We start from the raw sequence: 14,828 nt of genomic DNA on the forward strand, positions 1-14,828 counted from the left end.
TTCACTTGCCCTTCAGCTCCAGCGCCCGGCGATACAGGGTCTTTCGGTTCAGACCCAGGGCCTTGGCGACCTCGGAGGCGGCGTCGCCGGTCGACAGGGTCTGAAGGGCGTCGATCAGGGCGGCGTCCGCGTCGGCCTCGGTCGCCTGGACCTCTTCGCCGGGGCCGACGACGACGACGATTTCGCCCTTGGGCGCATCCAGGCGCTGATCGACGGCCAGCGCGTCGAGAGGCCCGCGTACGCACTCTTCATAAAGCTTGGTCAGTTCACGAGCCACGGCGGCGGGGCGCGGCCCCAGCACGGCGGCCATGTCAGTCAAACTGTCCTTCAGGCGCGGTCCGCTTTCGAAGAAGACCAGCGTCTGGCGCTGGCTCTTCAAGCCTTCTAGTGCGGCGGTGCGCCCGGCCGTCTTGGGCGGCAGGAAGCCGGCGAACAGCACCCGGTCGGCCGGTAGTCCGGCGATGCACAGGGCAGCCAACAAACTCGAGGCGCCGGGGATCGGATGGACGGGCAGGCCCTCGGCGATGACCGCACGGGCGACGACGAAGCCGGGGTCGCTGACCAACGGCGTGCCCGCATCCGACACCAGGGCCACGACTTGCCCCTCACGCAGCCGTTCGATCGCCTGTTCGGCGGCGCGACCGGACGCATGGTCGTCGCAACGTTCCAGCTTCGCCTTCAGACCATAGGCGCTCAGCAGTTTGGCGGTGACGCGGGTGTCCTCGGCCAGCACCAGATCGGCGGCGGCCAGCACGTCCAGCGCCCTCAGCGTCATGTCGCGCAGGTTCCCGATCGGGGTGGCGACCAGATAGAGGCCCGGCTCCACCCGCCGGGGCGGCGGGGCGGCGGGGGGAAAGGGCGAGGCTTCGCTCAACGCTCGACCACGGCCGCGGGGGGGCGCGGCGCCGACGTCAGGCCCGAGCCCTGGAAGGCGGGACCGGCGTCATAGGCGGCGAAGGTGGCGGCGGTGATGATCTCGCTGACCGAGGCGCCCAGCGACACGATCTGCACCGGCTTCTCCAGACCGACCAGCAACGGGCCGATCACGGTCGCGCCGCCCAGGGCCTGAACCAGCTTGGTCGAGATGGCGGCGGAATGGATGGCAGGCATGACCAGAACGTTGGCCGGTTTGGTCAGGCGGTTGAAGGCGTAGGCGGCGTGACCCTTGGGATCCAGCGCGACTTCCGGCGGCATTTCGCCTTCGTATTCGAAATCGACGCCCTTCTTGTCCAGAATGCGGATCGCCTCACGCACCTTCTCGGCGCGGTCGCCGGGCGGGTTGCCGAAGGTGGAATAGGACAGGAAGGCCACGCGCGGATTGCGACCCAGCTTCCTGACCGTATCGGCCGCCTTGATGGCGATATCGGCCAGCTCTTCGGCGTTCGGCAGTTCGTGGATGGTGGTGTCTGCCACGAACAGGGTGCGACCCTTGGCCAGCAGGATCGACAGACCGATCAGGGTGTCATCCACGTCCAGCACGCGCTGGACCTCCTTCAGCGCCATGTTGAAGTTGCGGGTCACGCCCGCGACCATGGCGTCGGCCCGGCCCTTGGCGACCAGGGTGGCGGCGAAATAGTTGCGGTCCTGATTGATCATCCGCTGGACGTCGCGGCGCAGATAGCCCCGGCGCTGCAGCTTTTCATACAGCCAGTCGGTGTCCTCGACATTGTGGTCGGAGACGCGGGCGTTGGTGATCTCGATGCCCAGCTCGTCGAAGTTCAGACCGGCCTCGGCGGCGTTCTGACGGATCAGATCCTCGCGGCCGACCAGGATCGGCGTGCCCAGGTCGGCCTGTTTGAAGCCCCAGGCGGCGCGGATGACGGCGGGCTCCTCGCCCTCGGCGAAGACGACGCGCTTGTTCGGCCCGCCGCGCACGGCCGAGCTGATCTTCTGCATCAGGGCGGCGGACGGATCGACGCGCGAACGCAGCGCGTGACGATAGGCGTCCATGTCCTCGATCTGGACACGGGCCACGCCGGTGTCCATCGCCGCCTGGGCGATGAAGGGCGGGATGTACCAGATCAGGCGCGGGTCGAAGGGCGTCGGGATGATGTAGTCCGGGCCGAACTTCAGCTTGCGTCCGCGATAGGCGGCGGCGACCTCGTCCGGCACGTCCTCGCGCGCCAGGGCGGCCAGGGCCTGGGCGCAGGCGATCTTCATCTCGTGGTTCACGCGGCGCGCCCGCACGTCCAGCGCGCCTCGGAACAGATAGGGGAAGGCCAGGACGTTGTTGACCTGGTTCACATAGTCCGAGCGGCCCGTGGCGATGATGGCGTCCGAGCGCACCGACTTGACGTCCTCGGGCGTGATCTCGGGGTCGGGGTTGGCCATGGCGAAGATAATCGGATTGGGCGCCATCGAGGCGACCATCTCCTTGGTGATCGCGCCCTTGGCGGACAGGCCCAGCACCACGTCGGCGCCGACCATGGCTTCGGCCAGGGTGCGCAGGGGCGTGTCGGTCGCATGGGCGGCCTTCCACTGGTCCATGCCGTGGTCGCGACCCTTGTAGACGACGCCGTCGCGGTCGCAGATCACGGTGTTCTCGGCCTTGACGCCCGCGGCCTTCATCAGGGCGATGGAGGACAGGCCCGCCGCCCCGGCGCCGGCCAGAACGACCTTGATCTCGTCCAGCTTCTTGCCGGCGATATGGACCGCGTTGATCAGGCCGGCGGTCGAGATGATGGCGGTGCCGTGCTGGTCGTCATGGAATACGGGGATGTCCAGCAGGTCCTGAAGCTCGCTTTCGATGACGAAGCATTCGGGGGACTTGATGTCCTCCAGATTGATGCCGCCCCAGGTGTCGCCGATGTTCTTGACGACGGTGATGAACTCGTCCGGGTCCGTGGTCTTCACCTCGACGTCGAAGCTGTCGACGTCGGCGAACCGTTTGAACAGGACCGACTTGCCCTCCATCACCGGCTTGGAGGCCATGTGACCCAGGTTGCCCAGCCCCAGGATCGCTGTGCCGTTCGAGATCACGGCGACCAGATTGCCCTTGGAGGTGTAGTCGTAGGCCTTGTCAGCATCGGCGGCGATCGCCAGCACCGGCACGGCCACGCCCGGGGAATAGGCCAGCGACAGGTCGCGCTGGGTCGCCATCGGCTTGGTCGGCGCCATGGAAATCTTGCCCGGCGTCGGGATGCGGTGGAAGTCCAGCGCTTCGTCGTCGGAGAAGGTTTGCTTTTCGGTCTGATCGGGCATCGGTCGTCCAGGGCGTCGGCGTGGCTGTAACCGTTCGTGTCCTAGAGGCTGGGACGGGCCGCGCCAACCCTTGACGCGGAGGAAGCCTGAGCAATCGGTCCCGAGCTTGACCTGCGCGTCAGCGTCAACGCCGTCAGATTGACAGCACGCCCGTCCGTTCGATCTCGACCGGCCCGGTCATCAGGACGTGATCGGTCTGGGCGTCCCAGTCGATGACCAGTTCGCCGCCATCGACGACGACCGTCGCCTTGCGGTCGGTCAGGCCCCGCCGCGCCGTGGCGACCAGGGCGGCGCAGGCGCCGGTGCCGCAGGCCTTGGTCAGGCCGGCCCCCCGCTCCCAGACCCTCAGGCGGATGTGATCGCGGTCCAGCACATTGGCGAACCCGACATTGACCCCTTGCGGGAACAAGGGGTGATGCTCGACCAGCGAGCCGGATCCGGTGACGAAGCCGTCGTCCTGGCGGTCGGTGAAGAAGACCACGTGAGGATTGCCCATGGAGACGGCGCCGGGCGTATGCAGGATCGGCGCGTCGATCGGCCCGACCTGAAGCTCGATTCCGCGGGTATCCATTTCTTCGGCCAGCGGCACCTGGGTCCAGTCCAGGCGAGGCTTGCCCATGTCCACAGTCACACGGTGGTCGCCGGCGCGGGTCGCCGTCGTCGGCCCGCCCGCCGTGTCGATGAGGACGCGGTCCGATCCGTTCGCCTGCATCAGCAACCAGCCGACGCAGCGCAGGGCGTTGCCGCAGGTCTCGACCATCGATCCATCGGCGTTCCACACCCGCATGAAGGCGTCGGCCGTATCCGACGATTCGATGGCGATCAGCTGATCGAAGCCCTCGCCCGTCTGGCGGTCGCCCAGCGCACGAATCTGGTCCTCGCCGGGAGCGAACGGCTGTTCCAGCGCATTGACGACGACGAAGTCATTGCCGGCGCCGTTCATCTTGACGAAAGGACGGGTCATGCAGGCCATATAGGCCCAACCCAGCGTCGCGGAAACCAGCGTGTCCCAGACCGAAACCGACCCCAAGGACAACGGCCTGCGACTGCGCGCCCGGCTGCGCTACCTGTATCACGGCAGTCAGCCGGCGGCGGTGAAGTTCCGCTTGACCGTCATCGTGATCGACCTGGCGATCATCGGCTTTTTCCTGGCGGCGCCCATCCTGAAGAACATGGGCTGGGCCTTCTATGCGCTGGACTATTTCATCGCCGCCATCCTGGCCCTGGACCTGGCCGCGCGGGCCTATGCCTATGCCAACATCAAGGACTGGCTGAAGCGGCCGATCGTCTGGGTCGACCTGTTCGTGCTGGCGACCCTGCTGTTTCCGGCCTGGCTGTTCAACCTCGGTTTCCTGCGGATGCTGCGGCTGTGGACCCTGCTGAACTCGGACTTCTTCTGGCGCACCGTGGGGGCGCGGTTCGACGATACGCGGGTGGAGGGGATCGCGCGGGCCCTGGCCAATCTGATCACCTTCGTCTTCGTGGCGACCGGCTTCGTCTATGCGACCTTCAGGGGGCATGACGGCATCGCCGGCTATGTGGATGCGCTGTATTTCACGGTGGCCACTCTGACGACGACCGGATTTGGCGACGTCACCCTGCCCGGGCCGTGGGGGCGGTTATTGTCCATCGCCGTCATGCTGGTGGGCATCACCCTGTTCCTGCGCCTGGCCCAGGCCCTGATCCGACCGCACAAGGTGCATTTCCCCTGCGACCGCTGCGGCCTGCAGAACCACGACCCCGACGCCGTCCACTGCAAGGCGTGCGGCAAACTGCTCTGCATTCCCGACGAGGGTTGAGGCGGCGCGTCCCGCCGGTGTGACAAAACGGTAAGGTCGCACGGCTTGCCGCACGGGAAGGCGTCGTTAAGGTGCCGGCTTCGTTTTCGGGGACCTGTCCATGATCCGTGCTTCCGCCGTCGCGCTTGCGACGCTCCTCGCCTCCACCAGCCTGACCTCGGTATCCATGGCCCAGACCCCCGCCTCCTCTCCCGCTCCAGCCTCTGGCGGCTTCGCGACCAGCGACGCGACCGACCCCTATCTGTGGCTCGAAGAGGTTGAGAGCGAGCGGGCGATGGAGTGGGTCAAGGCCCACAACGAACGCACCTTCTCCGTCCTGCAGGGCGATCCCCGCTACGAGACCCTGCATCAGCAGGCGCTGGAGATCGTCCAGGCCCAGGACCGCATCCCGTCGCCCGGCTTCACCCACGACGGCCATATCGACAACTTCTGGCAGGACGCCCAGCATGTGCGCGGGCTGTGGCGTCGCACCACGCTGGACAGTTATCGCACCGCCACGCCCGAGTGGCAGACCATCCTCGACATCGACGCCCTGGCGGCGGCCGAAGGCCAGAACTGGGTCTACAAGGGCTCGACCTGTCTTCAGCCCGAAGAACGCTACTGCCTGATCAGCCTGTCGAACGGCGGCAAGGACGCGGTGACCCTGCGCGAGTTCGACACGGTCGAGCGCAAGTTCGTCGACGGCGGCATCACCCTGCCGGAATCCAAGGGCGGCGCATCCTGGATCGACAAGGACACCCTGCTGATCTCGCGCGACTTCGGTCCCGGCACCCTGACCAACTCGGGCTATCCGATGGTCGTCAAGCGGATGAAACGCGGACAGACCCCGGACCAGGCCGAGACCCTGTTCACCGGCCAGCCGACCGACGTCTCGGTGTCAGGCTATACGCTGCGCGACGCCGACGGGGTGGTGAAGGCGACCCTGATCAACCGTTCGGTGGACTTCTATTCGTCCGAGACCTGGCGGCTGGGCGACGACGGCGCCCTGACCCAGCTTCAACTGCCGGCCAAGTCCGACATCACCGGCCTGGTCCAGGGCCAGCTTCTGGTGTCGCTGAAACAGGACTGGACCGCGCCGTCGGGTCAGGATTTCAAGACCGGCGACCTGATCGCCTGGCCGCTGGAGGCCTGGCTGGCCGACCAGGCGACCCCGGCCCAGCTGGTGCTGCGTCCGACCGAGCGTCAGGCTATCGAGGGCGTCAACGTCACGCGCAACCGTCTGGTCGTGGCCCTGTACGACAATGTGCGCGGCTCGGTGCGGGTCTACACCCCTGGCCAGGGCGAATGGGCGCACACGACGCTGGACCTGCCTCAGAACGTCTCGGTCGGCGTCGGCTCTGCCTCGGAGAAGGACGACAAGGTCTTCGTCAGCGTCACCGGCTATCTGAACCCGTCCAGCCTGTGGCTGGCCGATGCGGCGACCGGCGCGGTCGATCAGGTCAAGTCCATGCCGGCCAAGTTCGACGCCGCCGGCATGACGGTCGATCAACACGAGGCCCGTTCGGCCGACGGGACGATGATCCCCTATTTCGTGGTGCATAAGGCGGACATGCCGCTGGACGGCTCCAACCCCACGCTTCTGTACGGCTACGGCGGGTTCGAAAGCTCGCTGCTGCCCGGCTATTCGGCGACGGTCGGCAAGCTGTGGCTGGAGCGGGGCGGCGTCTACGTCATCGCCAATACGCGCGGCGGCGGCGAGTTCGGACCCCGCTGGCACGAGGCGGCCCTGCAACAGAACCGTCAGCGCGCGCATGAGGATTTTCAGGCCGTGGCCCTGGACCTGATCGCCCGCGACATCACCAGCCAGCCCAAGCTGGGCATCATGGGCGGCTCGCAGGGCGGGTTGTTCATGGGGGCCATGCTGACCCAGCGACCGGACCTGATCAACGCCGCCGTCATCCAGGTGCCCCTGTTCGACATGCTGCGCTTCCACAAGCTGCTCGCCGGCGCCTCGTGGATCGGCGAATACGGCAACCCCGACATCCCCGAGCAGCGCGCCTGGATCGAGCAGTATTCGCCGTATCAGAACCTGCGCGCGGGCCAGCCCTATCCGGAAGTCTTCATCCATACCTCGACCAAGGACGACCGCGTCCATCCGGGCCATGCCCGCAAGGCGGCGGCGCGTCTGGAAGAGCTGGGCTATCCGGTGCTGTTCTACGAAAACGTCGACGGCGGCCACGCGGCCGGGGCCAACCTGCGCGAAACCGCGCGTCGTCTGGCGCTGGAATACACCTATCTGTCGCGCCGCCTGATGGACACGCCGGCGCAGGAATAGAACTCAATCCTCCCCCGTGAGCGCTTACGAACGGGGGAGGGGGACCACGAAGTGGTGGAGGGGGCGACCCCGCGCACCGTGTCTGGTTCCGCCCCCTCCACCGCCTGACGGCGGTCCCCCTCCCCCGCGACGCGGGGGAGGATCAGATTTGCGGAGTTCAAGCCATGCGTCACCTGATCCTGTCCGCCGCCATTCCGGCGCTTATGCTGGGCGCATGCGCCAATGCTCCGACGCAGCGGTATGCAGAGTATTCGGACCCTCCGGTCATGATCCCGCGTGAAGCGCCGCCCCACTTCCCCCGCGATCTGACCCCAGCGGGCGTCGCGGCCGCGGACGATCATCTGGCGCTGGAGCAGGTGGACGGGGCCGAGGCGATGGCCTTCGTCGCCGAGGAGAACCGCAAATCCTTGGCGGCCCTGACCGGCGATCCGCGCTACGAGACCTTCCGCGCCGAGGCTCAGGCGATCCTGACCGCGACCGACCGCATCCCCAGCCCATCCTTCCTGGGCGACGGGATCGGCAACTTCTGGCAGGACGCGACCAATCCCAAGGGCGTCTGGCGCCGCACGACGCTGGCCAGCTACCGGACCGCGACGCCGCAGTGGGAGACGCTGCTGGACATCGACGCCTTGTCCAAGGCGGAGGGCAAGGACTGGGTGTTCAAGGGCGCCGATTGCCTGGCGCCGGACGACACGCGCTGCCTGATCAATCTGTCCAACGGCGGCAAGGACGCGGTGGTCGTGCGGGAGTTCGACCTGACCACCAAACGTTTCGTGGATGGTGGTTTCAACCTGCCCGAAGGCAAGCACCGCATCGAATGGCTGGACCGCGACACGCTTCTGGTCGCCACCGACTTCGGCGCCGGAACCATGACGGAGTCCGGCTATCCCTTCATCGTCAAGACGCTGAAGCGTGGCCAGACCCTGAACCAGGCGACCGAGGTCTATCGCGGCGACCAGGGCGACGGCGGCTATGGCGTCAGCCCGGCCGTCTATCGCGACAAGGACGGCAAGGTGACCGCCGTCATCATAACCCGCCCGCTGGACACCTTCCGGTCGGAGACGTGGCAGTTGGCGCACGACGGCAAGACGACCCAGCTTAAGCTTCCCGCCCGCGTCTCGCTCTACGGCGTCCTGAACGACGCCCTGATTTTCTCGCCGGAAGAGAACTGGAGTCTGCCCGGCGGAGGGGCGTTCAAGGGTGGCGACCTGCTGTCGATGCCGCTTGCGGTACTTCACGCGCGGGTCGACGGCGAGACGATCGTTAGCAACGCCGCGCCGCTCATCTTCTCACCCAACGCGCGTCAGGCCGTGGGCGACGTTCGCGTTCTGTCGGATCGCGTCGTCGTTTCCTACACCGACAATGTGCGGGGCCGGGCCGGCGTCTTCCGGTCGAACGGCGAGCGTGGTTGGGACCGTCAGGACATCACCGTCCCCGACAACCTCGCCGTCGGGCTGGGCGACTCGTCCAAATCACGCGGCGAGGTCTTCGTCTCGACCCAGGGCTTCCTCGTCCCTCCGACCCTCAGCCTGGCCGATGCGCACGCCGCGACCCTGACCACGCTGAAGTCAGCGCCCGCCAAGTTCGACGCGTCGCGCGACGTGACCGAACAGTTTGAGGCGACCTCGACCGACGGGACGAAAATTCCCTATTTCGTCACCCGCCCGCGCGACATGAAGCTGGACGGCTCGAACCCGACCGTCATGCTGGGCTACGGCGGTTTCCAGGTCAGCCTGAACCCGGCCTACAAGCCCGAGATGGGCAAGCTGTGGCTGGAGCGGGGCGGGGTCTTCGTTCAGGCCAATATCCGCGGTGGCGGCGAGTTCGGTCCCGATTGGCACCAGGCGGCGCTGGACGGCGATCGTCAGAAGGCGTTCGACGACTTCGCCGCCGTGGCGCGCGATCTGGAACAGCGCGGGATCACCAGCCCGCGTCGCCTGGGCATCTATGGTCGGTCGAACGGCGGGGTTCTGACCTCGGTGTCGATCACCCAGCACCCCGAACTGTTCAATGCGGCGGTGATCGAGAGCCCGCTGGTGGACATGCTGCGCTATCACGAACTGCCGGCCGGGGCGTCGTGGATCGGCGAATACGGCGACCCGCGCATCCCGGAAGAAGCCGCATGGATCGCCAAATATTCCGCCTATCAGCAGCTCCGTCCGGGCCAACCCTATCCGCGCGTCTATCTGACAACCAATACGCGCGACGACCGGGTCCACCCCGGCCATGCGCGCAAGTTCGCCGCGCGCCTGGGCGATATGGGCTATGACCACCTCTATTATGAGGACACGGCCGGCGGCCATTCCAACGACGCCGACCCGGTCGCCAACGCCCGTCGCTGGGCCCGCCACTATGTCTATCTGTCGCAACAGCTGATGGATTGAGGCTTGTTCCTGGGGTCTATCGCGCTTTGCGCTGCTTGAGCCCCGATTGGCTCACGCGATTATGAGGCGCGACGGGAAAGGCCGAGGGTTAAAGACGACGGCATGAACACCAAGGGCTGGATCATCGCGGGCACGATCATGGGGGGCGCCCTCATGTCCGTCGCCTCGGCGGCCCAGCCGGCGGCGGGGCGGCCGCCGCTTGCGCCGCGCCATGCGACGGCCAACGGCCCGCCGGTGGTCGTCGAACTGTTTACCGCCCAAGGCTGCGGCGGCTGCATCGAGGCCAATGCGGCGGTGGAGAAGGCGGCGGCCCAGCCGGGCGTGATCGCCCTGACCTATGGCGTCGACTACTGGGATTATCTGGGTTGGACCGACACCTTCGCCCGGCCCGAGTTCGTTCAGCGCCAGCGCGCCTATCGCGCCGCCCTGCGCCAGCGCGGCGTCTCGACGCCACAGGTCGTGATCGACGGCCGACGTCAGGTGTCGGGCGCCCGCAGCGTCGAGCTTGAAACCGCCATCGGTCAGGAGGCGGTGCGTCAGGCCTGGCCGCCCGAGATCGAATTCCGCGAGAACGGAGCCGGCGTCGGCGTCGGTTCCGGCCGCGCGCCGGTCGGCGGCGCCGAGGTGGTGGCGGTGACCTACACGCCCGGCCCTCAGGTGATCGAGGTCCGTCAGGGCGAGAACCGGGGTCAGGCCGTGCGTCACATGAACGTCGTGCGCGGCGTGACGCGCCTTGGCGAATGGCGCGGCCGACCTATGCTCTACGCCCTGCCGTCCGCCCGCCCTGGCGAGGCCGTGGCGGTGCTGGTGCAAGGCAAGACGGACAAACGCATCCTGGGCGCCGCCGTCAGGGACTAGGCGCCCGCCTTTTTCGCAAAGCCCCACGCCGCGTCGCTTAGGGGACCGACTTGGGCGGCCATGGTCTTGGCGTGGGCGCTGGCGGCGGTGCCGTCGCGGACGCGGCCGGCGATGCCCTGGCAGATGGCCGCCAGACGGAACAGGTTGTAGGCGTAGAGCCAGTCGAGGTTGGCGGGCCGCATTCCCGTCGCGGCGGCGTAGCGTTCGACGGTCTCTTCGACAGACGGGATGCCCAAGGCCTCCAGATCGGCGCCGGCGAGGCCGTTGCGCAGCGAAGCTGGAATAGCCCAGGCGATCAGTAGATAGGAGAAGTCCGCCATCGGATCGCCGAGGGTCGATAGCTCCCAATCCAGCACGGCGCGAACCTCTGCTCGATCCGGCGCTAGGATCATGTTGTCGAGACGAAAGTCGCCGTGGACGATGCGGCTGGGTCCCTCGGCCGGGAGGCTTTCGGGCAGGAAGGCGATCAGCCGATCCATCGCCGGAACCGGCTCGGTCTCCGACGCATGATACTGTTTGGTCCAGCGGCCGACCTGACGCGCAAAATAGTTGCCGGCCTTGCCGTAGTCGCCCAAGCCGATGGCGGCCGGATCGAAGGCGTGCAGCCGGGCCAGCGTGTCCGTCTGGGCTTCATAGACGGCGCGCCGCTCCACGGGCGTCAGGCCGGGCAGTTTCAAGTCCCAGAAGATCCGACCCTCGATCTTGTCCATCACATAGAAGATCGAGCCGATGACGGTTTCGTCCAGGCACAGGGCGTGTGGTTTGGCGACGGGGAAGCCTTGCGCGGCCAGGGCCGAGATGACCTGGAATTCGCGGTCGACGGCGTGGGCGCTGGGCAGCAGCACGCCGGGCGGCTTGCGCCGCAGCACATAGGCGGCCGAGGGCGTCACCAGTTCATAGGTCGGGTTCGACTGGCCGCCCTTGAACTGGCGCACCGTCAGAGGACCGGCGTATCCCGGGACATGGGCGCGCATCCAGGCGTCCAGCGCCGCCTCGTCCAGGCGATAACGCGGATCGACCTCGCGCGTGCCGGAAAAGGCGCTCTGGGCGTCCAGCGGGGCGGCGTCGGTCATGCGGCGGTCCTCATCGTTTCCTTGAGCCGTCCGGATCTCACGCCCGGTCCGGCGCGGCGATGATGGCGGCCTTCACGGCCCGACGCCAGCCGGAAAGCAGACGCTCGCGCTCGTCCGCCTTCATGCGCGGTTTCCAGCAGGCGGGCGCTTCAGCGGGTCGCGCCTCCAGATCGGGCAGCAGTCCGACGCCCAGGGCCGCCAGGCGCGCGGCGCCCAGGGCCGTCATTTCCTGGAAGGCCGGACGCTCCACCTCCACGTCGCAGATGTCGGCGACGAACTGCATGGCGAAACTGTTGGCGGTGACGCCGCCGTCCACCTTAAGCGTCTTAAGAGGCGGGGCGCCGTCGGCGCCCAGGGCGTCGAGCAGGTCGCGCGTCTGATAGGCCAGGGCCTCCAAGGCGGCGCGCACGAAATGGGCCGGACCGGAGTCCCGTGTCAGCCCGACGATGGTCCCTCTCGCTTCCGGCTCCCACCAGGGTGCGCCCAGACCCGTGAAGCCCGGAACCATATAGACCCCGCCGTTGTCCCTGAGGGTCTGCGCCATCGCCTCCGACTGACGCGACTCCGAGATCAGCCCGACCCCGTCCCTTAGCCATTGAATCGCCGACCCGGCCGAGAAGATCGACCCCTCCAGCGCATAGGCGGTCTGGCCGTCGGCCCGGTATCCCAGCGTGCCCAGCAGCCGCCGGGTCGAGGCCACCGGCTCCGCGCCCACATTGGCGACCAGAAAGGCGCCAGTGCCGTAGGTGATCTTGGCGTCCCCGGCCTTGAGCGCCCCATGCCCGACAAGGGCCGCCTGCTGGTCCCCCGCCGATCCGGCGATGGGCAGAGGCTGGCCGAACAGCGCTGGATCGCTCTCGCCGATTACACCCGCGCAAGGGACGATGTCAGGCAGGGCTTCGCGGGGGATGTCGAACAAGGCGCACAAATCGTCACGCCATTCGACCGTCTTCAGATCCATCAAAGACGTGCGTGAAGCATTGGTCGCATCGGTGGCGTGGACACGGCCGCCGGTCAGTTTCCAGATCAGCCAGGCGTCGATCGTACCCAGCTTGACCTCGCCCTTCGCCGCCCGCTCGCGCGATCCGGGCAGAGCATCCAAGAGCCAGGCGAACTTGGTCGCCGAGAAATAGGGATCGAGAATAAGGCCGGTCGTGGACTGGACCCTAGGCTCGTGGCCTAGGGCGGTCAGGCGGGCGGTGACGTCGGCGGTGCGGCGATCCTGCCAGACGATAGCGCGGTGCAAAGGTTCGCCTGTCGCGGCGTCCCAGATCACGGCCGTCTCGCGCTGATTGGTGATGCCGATAGCGTTGAAGCGTGCGACGCCGCCGGCCTTGCGCACCACCTCTCGACAGGTCTGGAGCGTCGCGGTCCAGATTTCGGCGGCATCATGTTCGACCCAGCCGGATTTTGGGAAATGCTGAGCCAGCTCGATCTGGCTGACCGCGACGGGCCTCAGGTCTCCTTTTTCTTCGCCTGCCGCGCTTCGCGCTGCTTGAGGCGCGACCTCGAAGGCGATGGCGCGGGTCGAGGTCGTGCCCTGGTCGATGGCGAGGATCAGGCTCATGGTTCTCTCCCGGCTGCGTCTTGGGTAAGGGGAGCATATGACGACGCACCTGCCCAGCTATGAAGGCGTCCTCGACGCCGCCCGTCAGATCGAGGGGATTGCCGTCCGCACGCCCCTGCTCGAAAGCCCTGCTCTGAACGCGGTGGTCGACGGGCGGGTTCTCATGAAGGCGGAAAGCCTGCAGCGCGCCGGAGCCTTCAAATTTCGCGGCGCCTACAACCGCATCAGCCGACTGACCGATGATGAGAAGGCGCGCGGCGTCGTCGCCTTCTCATCCGGAAACCATGCGCAGGGCGTCGCCGCCGCCGCCGCTATGGTCGGGACGCCGGCGATCATCGTCATGCCGTCGGATTCGCCCAGGGTGAAGGTCGAGGGGGTGATCGGCTTCGGCGGCGAGGTGCGCTTCTACGACCGCTGGAGCGAAAGCCGCGAGGCGATCGGCGCGGCCATCGCCGCCGAGCGCGGCTCGATCCTGGTTCCTCCGTTCGATGATCCTTTTATCATCGAGGGCCAGGGGACGACGGCGTTGGAAATGCTGGATCAGGCGGATGCGCCGTTCGACCAGCTGCTGTGCGGGGCGTCCGGAGGCGGGTTGATGGCCGGGATCAATCTGGTCATGGCCGAACGCAGTCCCGCGACGCAGGTGTTCGTGGTTGAGCCCGAAGCCTTCGACGACACCGCGCGATCGCTGGCGGCCGGGGAGCGGGTCGGTCATCCGCAAGGCGCGCCGTCGATCTGCGACGCTCTGATGTCGCCGATGCCGGGCGTGCTGACCTGGCCGATCAATCGACGGCTGGCGGGGGCGATCACCGTCTCGGACGGCGAGGTCGCGGAAGCGATGCGGTTCGCGTTCCGCCATCTCAAGATCGTCCTCGAACCCGGCGGCGCCGTCTCGCTCGCGGCCCTGCTTGCCGGAAAGATCGGGACGACAGGACGGACGACGGCCATTGTGCTGTCTGGCGGCAACGTCGATCCGACGCTGCACGCCGAGATCATCGAGGGGCGCTTCGGCGGCTGAAGGGCTTCACTTGATCGCGCGGGTCGGCCAACCTCGCCTCACAGGCACAGAGGAAACGCACGATGACCAAGACGAGTGAGCTACCGGGACTGATCGGCCAGGAGGTCGGGGTGTCGAAATGGTTCGATGTCACTCAGGCCCGGATCGACGCCTTCGCCGATTGCACCGAAGATCATCAGTTCATCCATGTCGATCCGGAAGCCGCCAGGGCCACGCCGTTCGGCGGAACAATCGCGCATGGCTTCCTGACCCTGAGCCTGGCTTCGGCCATGAGCTATGACGCCGTGGCCCCGCTGGAGGGCGTCGTGATGGGCGTGAACTACGGCTTCGACAAGCTGCGGTTCCTTGCGCCGGTGGCGGCAGGGTCACGCATTCGCGGTCGCTTCAAGCTCTTATCAGCAGAAGACAAGGGCGGCGGACGCTGGTTGCTGAAGCACGAACTGACGGTCGAGATCGACGGGGCCGACAAGCCGGCGCTGATTGCCGAGTGGCTCGGGATGCAGATGGTCGATCCAAAAATCGAGCCGTGACGCTCGCATAGGTTATAGTGTCGAGCCGTCTTGGATTGTGACGCGCCGAAGGCTGGACGTTAACTATTCTGTGCCTTGACGCCAAATTCATCTGTATCATCAAGGCCACGGTCTCGCCTTTGC

Annotated in this window: 11 protein-coding genes; 6 read left to right on the top strand and 5 right to left on the bottom strand. The window is 67.1% G+C overall.

Going from position 1 to position 14,828, the window contains the following annotated elements:
* Position 1 precedes the first annotated feature (1 nt).
* From rsmI to dapF, 3 genes are all read right to left on the bottom strand, one after another.
* Positions 2-874: a 16S rRNA (cytidine(1402)-2'-O)-methyltransferase gene (gene rsmI / locus KAK88_RS02030; RefSeq protein WP_242077669.1), complete on the bottom strand. Its 873-nt coding sequence runs from the start codon at positions 872-874 to the stop codon at positions 2-4.
* Positions 871-3,201 carry an NADP-dependent malic enzyme gene (locus tag KAK88_RS02035; protein WP_137720507.1) on the bottom strand — a complete coding sequence of 777 codons (2,331 nt, stop codon included), beginning with the start codon at positions 3,199-3,201 and terminating at the stop codon, positions 871-873. The genes rsmI and KAK88_RS02035 overlap by 4 nt, the downstream gene beginning before the upstream one ends.
* A 133-nt stretch (positions 3,202-3,334) precedes the next feature.
* On the bottom strand, positions 3,335-4,165 hold the full coding sequence (dapF, locus tag KAK88_RS02040; protein ID WP_242077670.1) for a diaminopimelate epimerase: 831 nt from the start codon (positions 4,163-4,165) through the stop codon (positions 3,335-3,337).
* Between the two features lie 40 nt (positions 4,166-4,205).
* Between dapF and KAK88_RS02045 the strand changes: the two genes are divergently transcribed.
* The 4 genes from KAK88_RS02045 to KAK88_RS02060 all read left to right on the top strand — a co-directional run bounded on the left by KAK88_RS02045 (position 4,206) and on the right by KAK88_RS02060 (position 10,517).
* Positions 4,206-5,000: a potassium channel family protein gene (locus KAK88_RS02045; protein WP_066627342.1), complete on the top strand. Its 795-nt coding sequence runs from the start codon at positions 4,206-4,208 to the stop codon at positions 4,998-5,000.
* Positions 5,001-5,100: 100 nt separating this feature from the next.
* Positions 5,101-7,275 (top strand): prolyl oligopeptidase family serine peptidase, encoded by a 2,175-nt coding sequence (locus KAK88_RS02050; protein ID WP_242077671.1) that lies wholly within the window; start codon positions 5,101-5,103, stop codon positions 7,273-7,275.
* Positions 7,276-7,439: 164 nt separating this feature from the next.
* On the top strand, positions 7,440-9,659 hold the full coding sequence (locus KAK88_RS02055) for a prolyl oligopeptidase family serine peptidase (protein WP_242077672.1): 2,220 nt from the start codon (positions 7,440-7,442) through the stop codon (positions 9,657-9,659).
* Positions 9,660-9,761: 102 nt separating this feature from the next.
* On the top strand, positions 9,762-10,517 hold the full coding sequence (locus KAK88_RS02060; protein ID WP_242077673.1) for a DUF1223 domain-containing protein: 756 nt from the start codon (positions 9,762-9,764) through the stop codon (positions 10,515-10,517).
* On the opposite strand, the gene KAK88_RS02065 is transcribed toward KAK88_RS02060, so the two are convergent.
* Both KAK88_RS02065 and glpK read right to left on the bottom strand, forming a co-directional pair.
* On the bottom strand, positions 10,514-11,590 hold the full coding sequence (locus KAK88_RS02065; RefSeq protein ID WP_242077674.1) for a phosphotransferase: 1,077 nt from the start codon (positions 11,588-11,590) through the stop codon (positions 10,514-10,516). The genes KAK88_RS02060 and KAK88_RS02065 overlap by 4 nt on opposite strands.
* Before the next feature lie 37 nt (positions 11,591-11,627).
* Complete coding sequence (gene glpK / locus KAK88_RS02070; protein WP_242077675.1) at positions 11,628-13,157, bottom strand: glycerol kinase GlpK; 1,530 nt, start codon at positions 13,155-13,157, stop codon at positions 11,628-11,630.
* 37 nt (positions 13,158-13,194) lie between these two features.
* On the opposite strand from glpK, the gene KAK88_RS02075 reads away from it, so the two are divergent.
* Positions 13,195-14,175 (top strand): threonine ammonia-lyase, encoded by a 981-nt coding sequence (locus tag KAK88_RS02075; protein ID WP_242077676.1) that lies wholly within the window; start codon positions 13,195-13,197, stop codon positions 14,173-14,175.
* Positions 14,176-14,237: 62 nt separating this feature from the next.
* Positions 14,238-14,705, top strand: a complete 468-nt coding sequence (locus KAK88_RS02080) for a MaoC family dehydratase (protein ID WP_242077677.1) — start codon at positions 14,238-14,240, stop codon at positions 14,703-14,705.
* Positions 14,706-14,828 lie beyond the last annotated feature (123 nt).

Source organism: Brevundimonas diminuta, from assembly GCF_022654015.1.
Lineage (GTDB): Bacteria > Pseudomonadota > Alphaproteobacteria > Caulobacterales > Caulobacteraceae > Brevundimonas > Brevundimonas diminuta_C.

Excerpts from the sequence above, each read along its gene's own strand:
- KAK88_RS02035 (WP_137720507.1), bottom strand. The coding sequence starts at position 3,201 with ATGCCCGATCAGACCGAAAAGCAAACCTTCTCCGACGACGAAGCGCTG.
- dapF (WP_242077670.1), bottom strand. The coding sequence starts at position 4,165 with ATGACCCGTCCTTTCGTCAAGATGAACGGCGCCGGCAATGACTTCGTC.
- KAK88_RS02050 (WP_242077671.1), top strand. The coding sequence starts at position 5,101 with ATGATCCGTGCTTCCGCCGTCGCGCTTGCGACGCTCCTCGCCTCCACC.
- KAK88_RS02055 (WP_242077672.1), top strand. The coding sequence starts at position 7,440 with ATGCGTCACCTGATCCTGTCCGCCGCCATTCCGGCGCTTATGCTGGGC.
- KAK88_RS02060 (WP_242077673.1), top strand. The coding sequence starts at position 9,762 with ATGAACACCAAGGGCTGGATCATCGCGGGCACGATCATGGGGGGCGCC.
- KAK88_RS02065 (WP_242077674.1), bottom strand. The coding sequence starts at position 11,590 with ATGACCGACGCCGCCCCGCTGGACGCCCAGAGCGCCTTTTCCGGCACG.
- glpK (WP_242077675.1), bottom strand. The coding sequence starts at position 13,157 with ATGAGCCTGATCCTCGCCATCGACCAGGGCACGACCTCGACCCGCGCC.
- KAK88_RS02075 (WP_242077676.1), top strand. The coding sequence starts at position 13,195 with ATGACGACGCACCTGCCCAGCTATGAAGGCGTCCTCGACGCCGCCCGT.
- KAK88_RS02080 (WP_242077677.1), top strand. The coding sequence starts at position 14,238 with ATGACCAAGACGAGTGAGCTACCGGGACTGATCGGCCAGGAGGTCGGG.